This window comes from Pseudomonas sp. 1152_12, from assembly GCF_052850675.1.
In genome coordinates this window covers 18,319-31,846 of record NZ_VXCW01000007.1, presented here as the reverse complement: position 1 = coordinate 31,846, position 13,528 = coordinate 18,319, and the positions used below count along the sequence as shown (strand labels likewise).

General features: G+C 61.1%; 13 protein-coding genes. 5 read left to right on the top strand and 8 right to left on the bottom strand.

Translation table 11 applies throughout. From position 1 onward, the window contains the following. Positions 1 to 80: 80 nt before the first annotated feature. The 4 genes from FW764_RS14555 to FW764_RS14540 form a co-directional block, all read right to left on the bottom strand. Entirely contained in the window at positions 81 to 563 is a 483-nt protein-coding gene (locus FW764_RS14555; RefSeq protein ID WP_446434522.1) for a GNAT family N-acetyltransferase, read from the bottom strand. 3 nt (positions 564 to 566) lie between these two features. Beyond that, positions 567 to 1,469: a chemotaxis protein CheV gene (locus FW764_RS14550; protein ID WP_083360064.1), complete on the bottom strand. Its 903-nt coding sequence runs from the start codon at positions 1,467 to 1,469 to the stop codon at positions 567 to 569. A 197-nt stretch (positions 1,470 to 1,666) separates the two neighbouring features. Continuing rightward, positions 1,667 to 2,641, bottom strand: coding sequence for a 2-hydroxyacid dehydrogenase (locus FW764_RS14545; RefSeq protein ID WP_446434521.1), 975 nt, complete (start codon positions 2,639 to 2,641; stop codon positions 1,667 to 1,669). Positions 2,642 to 2,750: 109 nt separating this feature from the next. Beyond that, positions 2,751 to 3,719, bottom strand: a complete 969-nt coding sequence (locus FW764_RS14540; RefSeq protein WP_053254489.1) for a LysR family transcriptional regulator — start codon at positions 3,717 to 3,719, stop codon at positions 2,751 to 2,753. Positions 3,720 to 3,902: 183 nt separating this feature from the next. On the opposite strand from FW764_RS14540, the gene FW764_RS14535 reads away from it, so the two are divergent. The 4 genes from FW764_RS14535 to FW764_RS14520 are packed head-to-tail and all read left to right on the top strand — an operon-like array spanning position 3,903 to position 8,663. After that, positions 3,903 to 5,414 (top strand): efflux transporter outer membrane subunit, encoded by a 1,512-nt coding sequence (locus tag FW764_RS14535; protein ID WP_446434520.1) that lies wholly within the window; start codon positions 3,903 to 3,905, stop codon positions 5,412 to 5,414. 10 nt (positions 5,415 to 5,424) lie between these two features. Continuing rightward, positions 5,425 to 7,602, top strand: coding sequence for an FUSC family protein (locus tag FW764_RS14530; protein WP_446434519.1), 2,178 nt, complete (start codon positions 5,425 to 5,427; stop codon positions 7,600 to 7,602). Next, entirely contained in the window at positions 7,592 to 7,792 is a 201-nt protein-coding gene (locus tag FW764_RS14525) for a DUF1656 domain-containing protein (protein WP_446434518.1), read from the top strand. The genes FW764_RS14530 and FW764_RS14525 overlap by 11 nt, the downstream gene beginning before the upstream one ends. A 10-nt stretch (positions 7,793 to 7,802) precedes the next feature. Next, a complete protein-coding gene (locus tag FW764_RS14520; RefSeq protein WP_446434517.1) occupies positions 7,803 to 8,663 on the top strand; it encodes an efflux RND transporter periplasmic adaptor subunit in 861 nt (286 codons plus the stop codon). Positions 8,664 to 9,121: 458 nt separating this feature from the next. Here FW764_RS14520 and FW764_RS14515 read toward each other — a convergent pair whose 3' ends face one another. The 3 genes from FW764_RS14515 to FW764_RS14505 form a co-directional block, all read right to left on the bottom strand. After that, complete coding sequence (locus FW764_RS14515) at positions 9,122 to 10,048, bottom strand: NAD synthetase (RefSeq protein ID WP_446434516.1); 927 nt, start codon at positions 10,046 to 10,048, stop codon at positions 9,122 to 9,124. Positions 10,049 to 10,153: 105 nt separating this feature from the next. Then, positions 10,154 to 10,555 (bottom strand): DUF4440 domain-containing protein, encoded by a 402-nt coding sequence (locus FW764_RS14510; RefSeq protein ID WP_446434515.1) that lies wholly within the window; start codon positions 10,553 to 10,555, stop codon positions 10,154 to 10,156. Beyond that, entirely contained in the window at positions 10,552 to 11,742 is a 1,191-nt protein-coding gene (locus FW764_RS14505; protein ID WP_446434514.1) for an MFS transporter, read from the bottom strand. The genes FW764_RS14510 and FW764_RS14505 overlap by 4 nt, the downstream gene beginning before the upstream one ends. 111 nt (positions 11,743 to 11,853) lie before the next feature. Here FW764_RS14505 and FW764_RS14500 point away from each other — a divergent pair, with 111 nt between their 5' ends. Continuing rightward, a complete protein-coding gene (locus FW764_RS14500; RefSeq protein ID WP_446434513.1) occupies positions 11,854 to 12,711 on the top strand; it encodes a LysR family transcriptional regulator in 858 nt (285 codons plus the stop codon). Here the strand turns inward: FW764_RS14500 and FW764_RS14495 are convergent. Continuing rightward, positions 12,708 to 13,520: an SDR family oxidoreductase gene (locus FW764_RS14495; RefSeq protein ID WP_446434512.1), complete on the bottom strand. Its 813-nt coding sequence runs from the start codon at positions 13,518 to 13,520 to the stop codon at positions 12,708 to 12,710. The genes FW764_RS14500 and FW764_RS14495 overlap by 4 nt on opposite strands. Positions 13,521 to 13,528: the final 8 nt, after the last annotated feature.

Sequence of the window (13,528 nt, the reverse complement as noted above, 5' to 3'; positions counted from 1 at the left end):
GGGCACTCTTGAACAGTGACGGTTTTTTGCCTCTATGCACTGTTCAAGCTCTTGCTAAGCAAGTTATGCGCCAGTGTCTGTCAGTCCTCGGGTACCAAGTCGCGCAGCACAAACACCATGCCGGCGTTTTCATACAGTTGCCGGGCGCGCAGGTTGCTTTCGCGCACCTTGAGGTCGACGTAGGGTTCGCCACGTTGCTTGAACACATTAAAGGTGTGCAGCAATAAGGCGCGGCCGAGCCCCTGGCCTTGGGCGCAGGGATGTACGCAGAGGTTCTTGATAAACGCGCTGGTCCAGCATTGGGCCACACCGAGGATGCCGTCGCCGTTGCTGGCCACCAGGCACAGCGTGGGGTCGAACTCGGCGTCCGTGACGAACTGATGTCGCCATTGCGTCAGCCCGGCCACACGGCCACCGCCTTGGTCCTGGGCCATGCGCAACACCGCATGAATCGCCGGGGCCATTTCTTCGCGGTAATGATCCAGTCGCGTATCGGCCGGCCACTGCGGTGCGGGCAGGCTGCCGGTGAGGTCGCGGCGCAACAGTTGGAAATACTCCGTCACGGCCTACAGGCCCTTTTGCGCCACGGTTTGCGCAGCGATGACCAGGCATTTAGTCAGTTCGGGCGAGGAGAACTTGGTGAGCACCGAGTCGGCACCGGCCAGGCGCGCCTTTTCACTGTTCATTGCGCTGTCCAGGGACGTATGCAGCAGCACGTAAAGCTCCTGGAAGTCCGGGGTTTCGCGCAACGTGCGGGTGAGGGCATAACCATCCATTTCAGACATTTCGATGTCCGACACCACCACGTTGATCTGCTGTGCCGTGCCTTGCAGTTCCAGCAGCACGTCGATGGCTTCCTTGGCGCTGCGTGCGGTGTGGCAGGTCAGGCCGAGGTTGCGCAGGGTGTGCACGGATTGCTGCAGGGCGACCTGGCTGTCGTCCACCACCAGGATTCGCGCATTGCCCAATACTTCGGCTTCTTCCATGGTCAGGTCAGTGGGTGCCGCTTCAACCGGTGCCGGGGCGATGCCGTGGATGACCTTCTCAATATCCAGGACCTGCACCAGCCCGCCTTCAACCTGGGTCACCCCGGTGATAAACGAGCGATTGCCGCCTGAGCCATAGGGTGGCGGGCGAATATCAGTGGTCAGGCAGTGCACGATCTTGCTCACCGCCTGCACATGCAGGCCCTGCTTGGAGCGGCTGACGTCGGTGACGATCAGGCAGCCACCGTTTGGGTCTTGCAGGGGCATTTCGCCCAGGGCACGGCTTAGGTCAATCACCGACAGCGAAGCACCGCGCAGCGTGGCGATGCCTTTGACGTGGGGGTGAGACTCCGGCAGCTTGGTCAGCGGCGGGCAGGGGATGATTTCACTGACTTTCAGCAGGTTGATGGCCATCAGCTTGCCGCTGCGCAGGGTAAAGAGCAGAAGCGAGAGTGAATCTGCGCGGGCTTTGGTGGTGGACATAAAAACCTTCTGTGGATCAGGGAAGACGATCTTCTATAGAGGGTTATCGACTTGGGCGCGCCAGGCTTTAACCGGATTTTGTGTCGGGCTGGATCCGTGTGGAAGGGGCCTTGCTCCCGATTGTGGAGTGTCAGCCAAGAGATTCTCCACTGATACACCGCTATCGGGAGCAAGCCCCCTCCCACATGGATTAGCTGTCAGCCCTTCCACACTTGTGGGTTGACCAAGTCCTGCGGGCGCTGCCCCAACAAGGCGCTGCGCAGGTTGGCCAGGGCGCGATTGGCCATGGCTTCGCGAGTTTCATGGGTGGCCGAGCCGATGTGCGGCAGGGTCACGGCGTTGCTGAGTTGGAACAGCGGCGATTGCACCAGCGGTTCCTGTTCATACACATCCAGCCCGGCGCCACGAATTTTCTGGGTTTGCAGGGCTTCGATCAGCGCCGGCTCATCCACCACTGGCCCACGGGAGATATTGATCAGTATCGCGCTGGGCTTCATCAGCCCCAACTCGCGGGTGCTGATCAGGTGATGGGTCTTTTCGCTCAACGGCACCACCAGGCAGACGAAGTCCGACTCGGCCAGCAACTGGTCCAGGCTGCGAAATTGCGCCCCCAACGCCTGTTCCAACTCGGTCTTGCGGCTGTTGCCGCTGTACAGAATCGGCATATTGAAACCCAGTCGCGCACGCCGGGCGACAGCCGCGCCGATATTGCCCATGCCGACGATACCCAGGGTCTTGCCATGCACGTCGCAGCCGAACAACGGCGCGCCGACGCTGGCTTTCCACTGGCCGGCCTTGGTCCAGGCGTCCAGTTCGGCCACACGGCGAGCGCTGCTCATCAGCAAGGCGAAGGCCAGGTCGGCGGTGCTTTCGGTGAGCACGTCGGGGGTGTTGGTGAGCATGATCCTGCGCTCGTTGAAGTACGGCACGTCGTAGTTGTCGTAGCCCACTGACACGCTGGAGACTACTTCGAGTTTGCGTGCGCCTTCGAGTTGCTCGCGGCCCAGCTTTCGGCCCACGCCGATCAAACCGTGGGCGTGGGGCAAGGCTTCATTGAATTGAGCGTTGATGTCGCCCAGCTTTGGGTTGGGGGCGATCACCTCGAAGTCCTGTTGCAGGCGTTCGATCATAGCCGCAGTGATGCGGCTGAAGGCGAGGACGGTCTTTTTCATTGCAGGCGGGCTCATCGACTACGGAAGAATGCCAAGCACGCTAACATTCCTGGGGGGGATTGTCAGGGCACCGCCGCTCCCACACTCGATCTCTGTCAACAGATAGGAATCAGTTCGCTAGCCGTGCGCCGCTCAGGCTGCCACTCAACTCATAAGCCACCAATTCCGCCTGATGCGCTGCCAGAATCTCCGGCAACGAGCCGCGCAGGTATTCGACCCAGGTCTTGATCTTCGCATCCAGGTACTGGCGCGACGGGTAGATGGCATACAGGTTCAGCTCTTGCGAGCGGTAGGTTGGCATCACCCGCACCAACGTGCCGTTACGCAGTCCCTCGATGGCCGCATACACCGGCAATAGGCCAACACCCATGCCGCTGGTGATCGCGGTTTTCATCGCATCGGCCGAGTTGACCAGAAACGGCGAGGTGTTGATCGCCACGCTTTCCTGGCCTTCGGGGCCATTGAAGGTCCATTTATCCAGCTGGATCACCGGGCTCACCAGGCGCAGGCAGGCGTGGTTGAGCAAATCCTGCGGCCGTTGCGCGCAGCCTTTGGCCTTGACGTAGTCCGGCGAGGCGCACGCGATGCTGTAGGTAATCCCCAGGCGTTGGGAGACGAACCCCGAGTCCGGCAGTTCGCTGGCCAGCACGATGGACACGTCGTAGCCCTCGTCGAGCAGGTCCGGGACACGGTTGGCCAGGGTCAGGTCGAAGGTTACGTCGGGGTGGGTGCGGCGGTAGCGGGCAATCGCGTCAATCACGAAATGCTGGCCGATGCCGGTCATGGTGTGCACTTTCAACTGCCCGGCCGGGCGCGCGTGGGCGTCGCTGGCTTCGGCCTCGGCTTCCTCGACGTAGGCGAGGATCTGTTCGCAGCGCAGCAAGTAACGTTTGCCGGCTTCGGTCAGTGCAATGCGTCGGGTGGTGCGGTTGAGCAAGCGGGTTTGCAGATGGGCCTCAAGGTTGGAGACCGCGCGCGAGACGTTGGCGGTGGTGGTGTCCAGTTGCACGGCGGCGGCGGTGAAGCTGCCGGCTTCGGCCACGCAACTGAACGCGCGCATGTTTTGCAAAGTGTCCATGGGGTGTTCTCAGGGGAGATAACAAATTGTGACAGAAAGTTACGCCGTTCAGTGACCCCTACCAACGGATTATCGCCTGAACGGTAACAAAGATTCACAGGAATGCCAGCTTATCGTCCTCCATCGCGCCGCCTAGAATTGCGCCACCTTCCCCGCGTCAACCACCTCAGGAATTCGCTTGCCGTGCCGCGTCGCATCAGCAGAGAGCTTAAGACTCTCAGTGTTTGGGCCTTATCGTTAGCAATCAGCGGCTGCATCGGAACCGGAGGAATCGCCCCCCAAGGCCAGGCCCTCAACGCCAATAACCTGGCCACCGATGACGCTATCCAGAGCGCCGCTCAGGACGCGCACTGGCCCACCACGCAATGGTGGCAAGCCTACGGTGACCCGCAGTTGAACAGTTGGGTTGAACTCGCCACGCAAAACAGCCCGAGCCTGGCCGTGGCCGCCGCGAGGGTGCGTGAGGCGCGGGCTATGGCCGGGGTTGCCGAGTCGGCCGAGTCGTTGCAGATCAACAGCGACACCACTCTCAAACGCCATAACTGGCCGAAAGATCAGTTCTATGGCCCAGGCGAGTTGAGCGGTGCCAATACCTGGGACAACAATTCGTCGCTGGGCCTGAGCTATGCCCTCGACCTGTGGGGCCGCGAAAGCAACACCACCGAGCGCGCCGTCGACCTGGCGCATATGAGCGCCGCCCAAGCGCGTCAGGCCCAGCTCGAATTGCAGAACAACGTGGTGCGCGCCTATATCCAGTTGTCGTTGCATTACGCTAACCGCGACATCGTCGCGGCCACGTTGGCCCAGCAACAGCAGATTCTCGACCTGGCCAATAAACGCTTGAACGCCGGGATCGGCACGCACTTCGATGTCAGCCAGGCCGAAACGCCATTGCCGCAGACCCATCGCCAGCTCGACGCATTGGACGAAGAAATCGCCCTGAGCCGTAACCAGCTCGCGGCATTGGCGGGTAAAGGGCCAGGGGCGGGTGCGCAACTGCAACGCCCGAGCTTGTCCCTCGCGGCGCCGCTGAAATTACCCTCTAGCCTGCCGGCGCAGTTGCTTGGCCAACGCCCGGACGTGGTCGCCAGCCGCTGGCAGGTCGCCGCCCAAGCGCGAGGTGTCGACGTCGCCCACGCCGGCTTCTACCCCAATGTCGACCTGGTCGGTAGCCTGGGTTTCGTCGCTACCGGCGGCACGATGCTGGGCTTTCTCAGCGGTCAGAAATTCAACTACAACGTCGGCCCGGCGATCACCTTGCCGATCTTCGACGGCGGCCGTTTGCGCGCGCAGTTGGGCGAGGCCAGCGCCGGTTATGACATCGCCGTGGCCAAGTACAACCAGACTCTGGTGAATGCGCTCAAGGGCATCAGCGACCAGTTGATCCGCCGCGCATCCATGGACAAGCAATCGTCCTTCGCCGCGCAGTCGGTGGCCTCTGCGCAGAAAACCTACGACATCGCGATGATCGCCTATCAGCGCGGCCTCACCGACTACCTCAATGTGCTGAACGCCCAGACCCTGCTGTTCCGCCAGCAACAGGTGCAGCAACAAGTGCAGGCCGCGCGCCTGAGCACGCATGCCGAGCTGGTCACCGCCCTGGGCGGCGGGCTCGGCGCCGGTAATGACGTGCCGCAGCCTACCAAGGCCCTCCCGAGTAAAACCCCGGCGGCCCTTGCCGTGTTTGATCACTGAGTAGGATTTAATGACGCCCTTACCTGCACCGCTGCGCTGGTTGCACTCCTTGGAGTGGCGCCGTGGTTTTTTTGACTGGGCACGCAGCGATGGCGTGACCTGGGTGTATATCTTCAAGGTGCTGGTCGCCGCTTTCCTCACGCTCTGGCTGGCGATGCGCCTGGAACTGCCGCAACCGCGTACAGCGATGATCACCGTGTTCATCGTGATGCAACCGCAGAGCGGCCAGGTGTTCGCCAAGAGCTTTTACCGCTTCCTCGGCACGTTGGCGGGATCGGCGGTGATGGTCTTGTTGATCGCCTTGTTTGCGCAGAACACCGAATTGTTCCTCGGCGCGCTGGCGGTCTGGGTCGGTATTTGCACCGCTGGCGCAACGCGTAACCGCAACTTCCGCGCCTATGGTTTTGTGCTGGCCGGCTACACGGCGGCGATGGTGGGTTTGCCCGCCCTGGCGCACCCGGACGGCGCATTTATGGCGGCAGTGTGGCGGGTGCTGGAAATTTCCCTGGGGATTCTCTGTTCCACGCTGGTCAGCGCCGCGATCCTGCCGCAGACCAGCAGCGCGGCCATGCGCAACGCCCTGTATCAGCGCTTTGGCGTGTTCGCGCTATTTGTCACCGACGGCCTGCGCGGGCGCAGTCAGCGTGAAGGTTTTGAGGCCAGCAACGTGCGCTTTATCGCCGAAGCCGTGGGCCTGGAAGGGTTGCGCAGCGTCACCGTATTTGAAGACCCGCACATGCGTCGGCGCAATGGTCGACTCAGTCGCCTCAACAGCGAATTCATGAGCATTACTACGCGTTTCAATGCCCTGCACCAGCTGTTGGAACGGCTGCGCACGGTTGAAGCCGATCATGTGGTCGCGGCGATCAAACCCGGCCTGCAAGACCTTGCCGAAGTGCTCGACGGCTTCTCCGGCCGCGCACTCACCAGCCCTGATGCCGCGCGGCTGGTCAACCGACTCAGCGCTTACAAGGACGGCCTGCCTGCCAAGGTGCGCAGCCTGCGGGCGACCTTCCAGGAGGGCAACCCCAGTGAGGCCGAGCAGCTGGATTTCCATACCGCCTACGAACTGCTGTACCGCTTCGTCGACGACCTGCACAACTACGCGCAAACCCATGCATCGTTGGCCGATCACACCCACGCGCGGGAGCAGTGGGACGAAGCCTACACGCCGAAAACCAACTGGCTGGCCTGCGCTGCCTCGGGGATTCGCGCGTCGTTTATCCTGATCGTACTGGGCAGTTACTGGGTGGCCACCGCCTGGCCCAGTGGCGCGACCATGACCCTGATCGCCGCCGCCACCGTCGGCTTATCCGCCGCCACACCCAACCCCAAGCGCATGGCCTTTCAGATGGCCTGCGGCACCTTGATCGGCGCGCTGGTGGGCTTCGTCGAAATGTTCTTCGTGTTCCCCTGGATCGACGGCTTCCCGCTGCTGTGCGTGATGCTTGCGCCGGTGATCATCTTCGGCGCCTTCCTCGCCTCACGGCCGAAATATGCGGGCGTCGGCGTGGGCCTGTTGATTTTCTTCAGCACCGGCTCGGTGCCGGACAACCTCACGGTCTACAACCCCTACACCTTTATCAACGACTACATCGCCATGGTCATCGGCATGCTGGTGTGTGCGGCGGCGGGGGCGATCATCTTGCCGCCGAACAGCCGCTGGTTATGGCGCCGCCTGGAACAGGACCTGCGCGAGCAAGTGGTGTATGCGATCAGCGGCAAGCTCAAGGGCTTGGCGTCGAGTTTCGAAAGCCGCACCCGCGATCTGCTGCACCAGGCCTACGGCCTCGCCGTCGGCCAGCCGCACGTGCAGCGCAACCTGCTGCGCTGGATGTTCGTGGTGCTGGAAGTCGGCCACGCAATCATCGAGCTGCGCAAGGAGCAGGCGATATTGCCGGTGCACCCGGCGTATGCCGAATCGCAACCTTGGCGCCAGGCTATCCGCGTGATGGGCCGCTCGTTGGTGCGGCTGTTTCTGCAACCCAGCGCGAGCAACCTGGAGCGCGGCCTGATTGCGGTCGACCATGCGATCAGTCGTGTGCAGGCCACCGACGAACCTTTCGCTCCGCACTTCGACACCTCGGCGCTGCGCCGGGTGAAAAGCTACCTGCACTTTATTCGCACCTCTCTGCTCGATCCGCAATCGCCACTGGCGGCCCTCAAAGGAGCCCCGCATGCCCCGTGAAATCGCCTTCCACGGCCTCTACATGCCGACCATGACCCTGATGTTTTTTATCGCTGCAGGGCTGGCCTGGGCCTTGGACCGCTTCCTGGCCGGGCTCGACCTGTACCGTTTTTTCTGGCACCCGGCGTTGCTGCGCCTGAGCCTGTTCGTTTGCCTGTTCGGCGCGCTGGCGCTGACCGTCTACCGTTGAGAATGCCCCGATGAAAAAGTTTTTCAGCCTGCTCGCGACCTTGCTGGTATTGGCTTTGGCGATCTGGATTGGCCGCACATTGTGGGTGCACTACATGGAGACGCCGTGGACCCGCGACGGCCGCGTGCGCGCCGATGTCATCAACGTCGCCGCCGACGTTACCGGCGAAGTGGTGGATGTGCCGGTGCGTGACAACCAGTTGGTGAAGAAGGGCGACCTGCTGATGCAGATCGACCCCGAGCACTACCGCATCGCGGTCAAGCAGGCGCAATCGCTAGTGGCTTCGCGCAAAGCCACCTGGGAGATGCGCAAGGTCAACGCCCACCGCCGCGCGGACCTCGACGCGTTGGTGATCTCCAAGGAAAACCGCGACGACGCCAGCAACATCGCCGACTCGGCCCTGGCTGATTACCAACATGCACTGGCGCAGCTGGAAGCGGCCGAACTCAACCTCAAGCGGACTCAAGTGGTGGCGGCGGTGGACGGCTACGTCACCAACCTCAATGTGCACCGCGGCGACTATGCGCGCATCGGCGAAGCCAAGATGGCCGTGGTCGATATGAACTCGTTCTGGGTGTATGGCTTCTTCGAAGAAACCAAGCTGCCCCACGTCAAAGTCGGTGATAAGGCCGATATGCAATTGATGAGCGGCGAGACGCTCAAGGGCCACGTGGAAAGCATCTCGCGGGGTATCTACGACCGTGACAACCCTGAAAGCCGGGAACTGATCGCCGATGTGAACCCGACCTTCAACTGGGTGCGCCTGGCCCAGCGCGTGCCGGTGCGGATTCACATTGATGAAGTGCCGGACGGTGTGTTGCTGGCGGCGGGGATTACCTGCACCGTCATTGTTGACCCAACAAGGAACTGAAGATGCTTGATTATTGATCTGGCGAATTGGCAATGATTTTGCGTCGACACTTGACCCTCAACATGCTGGTGTAGCGCCGGTGACTCTTTGAGTTGAGAACCAAAATGTAGAGCAGGGCTGAGAACAGCGGCAATAGGTTAAGCAACGTTGGAGGGTGAGTTCCGAGGTATGCGATCGCGAGCAGGGTATTCACGAGGACCACAGGTATAAGTATTTGGGGGGCATGACGGGATCCTTCATACAGCATTATTTGGCCTGCGTAGAAGATTAAGCAGAGTGCCACGCCGGTTCCGAAAGCATATTCAGTGGGTAGGTGATAGACCTTTGCGTAATACGACAGGCTGAGTGCCATATTGCCAGCAATACTGTTCAAGCAAAGTAGTATGGCCCCGGCCCATGCCGGTAAGAACCGGTAGGCATAACGGCGCCATATTCGATACTCCTGTGAAGGATCGACGCTATACTTCATGACTGTCGAACTCCTCATACAGTGCGACAAGTATAGGGTTGATGTTTCCGGATAAAGCGCTGCCCGCGACAGCTAAAGTAGCTCCGATTTGGTCTTTGATTTGAGTCATGATGCTTAGACGTATCTGAGGGTTGCTGAGCCGCTTGGGTAAACGCCCGGACAACTGCCTCAGGTGAATTATCTCGCGAGAATGAAGAGGATTTCTCAGCTGCAATATTTCGCTCGTTAACTTCGCACGCTCTTGGCGACTCAGGTGTCTCAATATGTCTGTCAGGTTGCGATTTGTTGAGCGTTTTATAGCCATGACTGTTTTAACGGTGGCAAACGTACTGCTTCCAGCGCCGACAAGTGAGATGCCGTCCAAGGCAACAGTCATTGTTTGATACCAACCTAATGTGTCGTAATAATCGTTCTCGGCGGGGTTGGCCAATTCGTTATAGATCCGCCATGAACCGTTCAAACACTGCACTCCACTGGCGGCCGAGCCTGCATAGGCAATGTAGGACAACGCAAGGCTAGTGCCTGCACTGAACGGCGCGGCCGCGACTCCGGCCTTTGCAATAATGAATCCAATCACCGCCCCGCCGCAGGCGGCAGCCATCCCCGATGCCTCCTTCCACAGCTGCGACTCACGTGGCGAACGTGCAGCCAGCTGCGCATACTCATCGGCAGACATTATTGGTCCCGCCATCTCCCGCAAAATCACCCGCTTGGGCTTGATACTGCACAGCGGCATAAACTCACGCAGCACCGTCACCTGATAATCACTGCCGATATGCACCACCCCAGCCCCGACGATAGCCGGGTCGGCGTCAATGGTTCGATAGAGTTTGGGCAGGTCCAGCAGACTGGTCAGTCGCTGGCGAGTCGTAGTATGTGCATCCGGCACGCCGCTTCGTAGGAGATCACTTGGCATCCTTTCACCTGTGAGTAAACAGAGGTGAAAGAGACTGAGGAGTCGTGCCTTTTAATGATGTCAGGCGGTTCGCCGTTTTTTGTAGGAATCAGTCATCTAGTTACTTCATGGCGCTATAAAAGTTTCGTGCAAGTGGCGCCACAGCAGCGCACCGCTGGCCTGTTTTTCAAACACCACGGTGGCACGGCGATCGGTCTGGGTGCCGCTGTCGTCAACCTGACGTTCGCGATAAGTCACCGTCGCGCCGCGTGCATGGCGGTCAATGCCGGCCATTTCGCTCAAGGTGATCTTCAACCCCGGGCGCATGCCGCCCAGGCGGGTAAACAGCGCTTTAACCCCGGCCGCATTCACCCGTGTGCCGGTGGCAGGTGCGACCATGCTGAACTCGGGTGAGAACCGCGCAAGCAAGGTTTCCAAGGTTCCTTCAGGCGCAACGCCGGCAAACCATTGTTCGATCTCGACGTGGGTCTGGATCACTTCCTCAAAAAAATCGCTGTAATCAATCATTGCTGGGACTCGCTGGCAGGGTGAAGCAGTGTGCGTACCCTGGACGCATCCAGGCGCAACACGGCAAAAAGGGGCAACAGTGTCAGGGCTGCGGCCATCGTGAAGGTTATGGCGAAGGAATCCAAGGCCGACAACAACGCACTGAGTGCCGCCGCGCCGAGGCAAAAACTCACTTGGCGATTGATGTTCCACAACGCGCTGGCGTGGCCCATGCGTTCGGCGGGGATATCTAGAAACGCCAGGGTCTGCGCGGTGCTGCTGCACAGGCTGCCGCCCAGGCCCATCAACGCGTAGGCCAGAATAATCACGCCCGGTTCGGGTTTGGTCAGCAGCAAAATGCCGCTGCATTGCAGGGCCATGCCCGCCAGTAGCAAGGGCTTGGGGCCGCAGCGGTTGAACAGTTTTTTGCTCAGGAAAATCGCCAGCGCCGACGCCAGCGCCCACGGCAACATCAGCGCGCCGGTGCGTGTGGCGTCGTAACCCAGGCCGCGCAGGTAGAGGATAGCGATCAGGCTGGTGCCGATAAATACGCCGGGAATGAACAGGTAGACCAGCATCGCCACGCGCAGCATCGGGCTACAAATCTGTTTAAAAATACTGCCCATATCCAGGGCCGGGCGCACCGTTGCCGGCGCGTCAGGTTTTATCCACAGCAGTGCCAGCAGCAGCGTGAGCAACGCCAGCGGCAGGTTGGCGTAGAAGATCCAGCGCCATGACACGCTGTCGACGATCAGCCCGCCCAACGCTGGCGACAGCGCCGGTACCAGCAGGGCTACCGACATCACCCGTGCCGTAAGTTGGCTGCGTTCCGCCGCCGGGTAGTGCCGGTAGGCCATGGCCTGGCCCACGGGAATCAGCAGTCCGCCGCCCAAGCCTTGCAGCGCACGCCAGCCAATCAACGCTTCGATTGAACCCGCCTGGCCGACCATCACCGAAGCCCCGGCGAATAACAGCAGGCTCGCCGCGATCAGACTTCGTTCACCCAGGAGCGCAGCCAGCCACACGCTCAAGGGGATGATCACGGTCAGCCCGAGCATATAGGCGTTGCTGATCCAGGCCAGCTGCGTCACCGAGGCATGCAGTTCGCGGGCAATGTCCGGGTAGGCGACCGTGGCGACAAACATGTTCACCAGGTCCAGGGCGAAGCCGAGTAAGAAGATCCAGGCGACTTTCGAGCGGTAGGTCATGAACGCGATCCTGCGAGTGAAGCGGGCAGGGTAGGCGGGATGCAAGGTTTGGGATACGCCGGTTTGCCTGTTAGTTTGTCAAAAATATTTTGACAAAGGAGGGCATGGCCGATGGTCAGCCTGGATCGATTCGACACCTTCAAGGCTGTAGTGGAAGCCGGTTCGCTCACCGCAGCGGCGGATATGCTGGGCCAGACCCGCGCCGTGGTCAGCTTCAACCTCAAGCGCCTGGAAGCGGAACTGGGCGTCACCCTGCTGACCCGCAACACGCGCCAACTGGCACTGACCGATGCCGGCGAACGCTTCTACCTGCGCTGCACACGCATGCTCGAAGAAGCGCGACTGGCGGTAGAAGAAGCGCGCTCCGAACATGCCCAGCTCAAAGGCACGCTGCGCATCACCACCACCGTGGAATATGCGCTGGCGGTAGTCGCCCCAGCGGTGGAAGCCTTTCGCCGCTTGCATCCGGACTTGAACATTCACTTATCCACATCCTCGACCCATGCTGATTTGATCTCGGAACGCTTTGACGTGGCGATTCGGTTGGGCCGCCTGCTGGACTCCAACCACCGCGCAGTGCAGTTGTCGACCTTCGAGGTGTTTGCAGTGGCGGCGCCTGAGTTTGCCGGGGTTCACACGCTGGATGCGTTGGAGCAGGTGCCCAAACTGGGCCATGGCCGTTTAACCGAACTGAGCGTGACCGACCCCACTGGTAGCGAGCATCAATACCGCCCCGGCCCTACGGCGCTGGCGGCCGACAGCGCCGCTGTGCTTCAGGCGTTCGCCGTGCGCGGCCACGGCGTGGCAGTGCTGCCGCAGTGGCTGGTGCAGGAGGATCTGGACGCGGGGCGGCTGGTGCGGTTATTGGCCGACCATCGCTTTGCGCCGCAGGGGATTTATGCGATGTACCCGGACACGCGGCATTTGCCGCTGAAGGTGCGGGCGTTTATTGATTTCATGAAGGGTTAGAGCGAGCCCGCCAGCCCGAAACGCTTCTTCAACACCTTCTCCAGCAATGCCTTGGGCAACAAGGCCGCCATCAACGGCAACGCCCGGCTGCCATTGCCCGTACGCAGCAGCCGGGGCGGCGTGGGCTGTTGCACTGCCTTCAATACCTGCGCCGCGAATTGCTTGGCTGAAGTCGGGTTGTTCTGCGAGGCCTGGGAGCGCGCGCGAATGCCTTCGCGCAACGGCCACCAGGGCGATTTTTCGTTGATCAGCAGCTCAGCCTGGGCCCCGGCGTTTTTCGCGAAACTCGTATCGATGGCCCCCGGTTGTACTTCCATCACGCGAATCCCAAAGGGCGCCAGCTCCATGCGCAAGGCATCGCTCAAGGCATGCACCGCCGCTTTCGAGGCACAGTAGGCACCGGCAAACGGCGTGACCAGCACCCCGGAAACGCTGCCGATATTCACCACCAACCCTTTGCTGCGACGCAGTGCGGGGAAGAGCGCCTGGGTGACACCGACGACGGAAAACACATTGGTCTCGAACTGGCGCTGCATCGCCTCGGTGCCACCGTCGAGCAGCGGGCCCATGGCGCCGTAGCCGGCGTTGTTGATCAGCACATCCAGTTCGCCCCATTGCTCGGCGAGGTGCCGCAAGGCGGCGCTGTCGTTGACGTCCAGCTTGACCGCGTTGAAGCCGGCAGCGGCGAGGGCGGCAACGTCGCCTTCGCGGCGGGCGCTGGCCCACACTTCGAAACCTGCGGACTTGAACGCGTCAGCCAGGGCGCGGCCAATGCCGCTGGAGCAACCAGTGATCAGTACTTTGGGCATGGATCAAT

Excerpts from the sequence above, each read along its gene's own strand:
- FW764_RS14550 (WP_083360064.1), bottom strand. The coding sequence starts at position 1,469 with ATGTCCACCACCAAAGCCCGCGCAGATTCACTCTCGCTTCTGCTCTTT.
- FW764_RS14545 (WP_446434521.1), bottom strand. The coding sequence starts at position 2,641 with ATGAAAAAGACCGTCCTCGCCTTCAGCCGCATCACTGCGGCTATGATC.
- FW764_RS14540 (WP_053254489.1), bottom strand. The coding sequence starts at position 3,719 with ATGGACACTTTGCAAAACATGCGCGCGTTCAGTTGCGTGGCCGAAGCC.
- FW764_RS14530 (WP_446434519.1), top strand. The coding sequence starts at position 5,425 with ATGACGCCCTTACCTGCACCGCTGCGCTGGTTGCACTCCTTGGAGTGG.
- FW764_RS14525 (WP_446434518.1), top strand. The coding sequence starts at position 7,592 with ATGCCCCGTGAAATCGCCTTCCACGGCCTCTACATGCCGACCATGACC.
- FW764_RS14520 (WP_446434517.1), top strand. The coding sequence starts at position 7,803 with ATGAAAAAGTTTTTCAGCCTGCTCGCGACCTTGCTGGTATTGGCTTTG.
- FW764_RS14515 (WP_446434516.1), bottom strand. The coding sequence starts at position 10,048 with ATGCCAAGTGATCTCCTACGAAGCGGCGTGCCGGATGCACATACTACG.
- FW764_RS14510 (WP_446434515.1), bottom strand. The coding sequence starts at position 10,555 with ATGATTGATTACAGCGATTTTTTTGAGGAAGTGATCCAGACCCACGTC.
- FW764_RS14505 (WP_446434514.1), bottom strand. The coding sequence starts at position 11,742 with ATGACCTACCGCTCGAAAGTCGCCTGGATCTTCTTACTCGGCTTCGCC.
- FW764_RS14500 (WP_446434513.1), top strand. The coding sequence starts at position 11,854 with ATGGTCAGCCTGGATCGATTCGACACCTTCAAGGCTGTAGTGGAAGCC.
- FW764_RS14495 (WP_446434512.1), bottom strand. The coding sequence starts at position 13,520 with ATGCCCAAAGTACTGATCACTGGTTGCTCCAGCGGCATTGGCCGCGCC.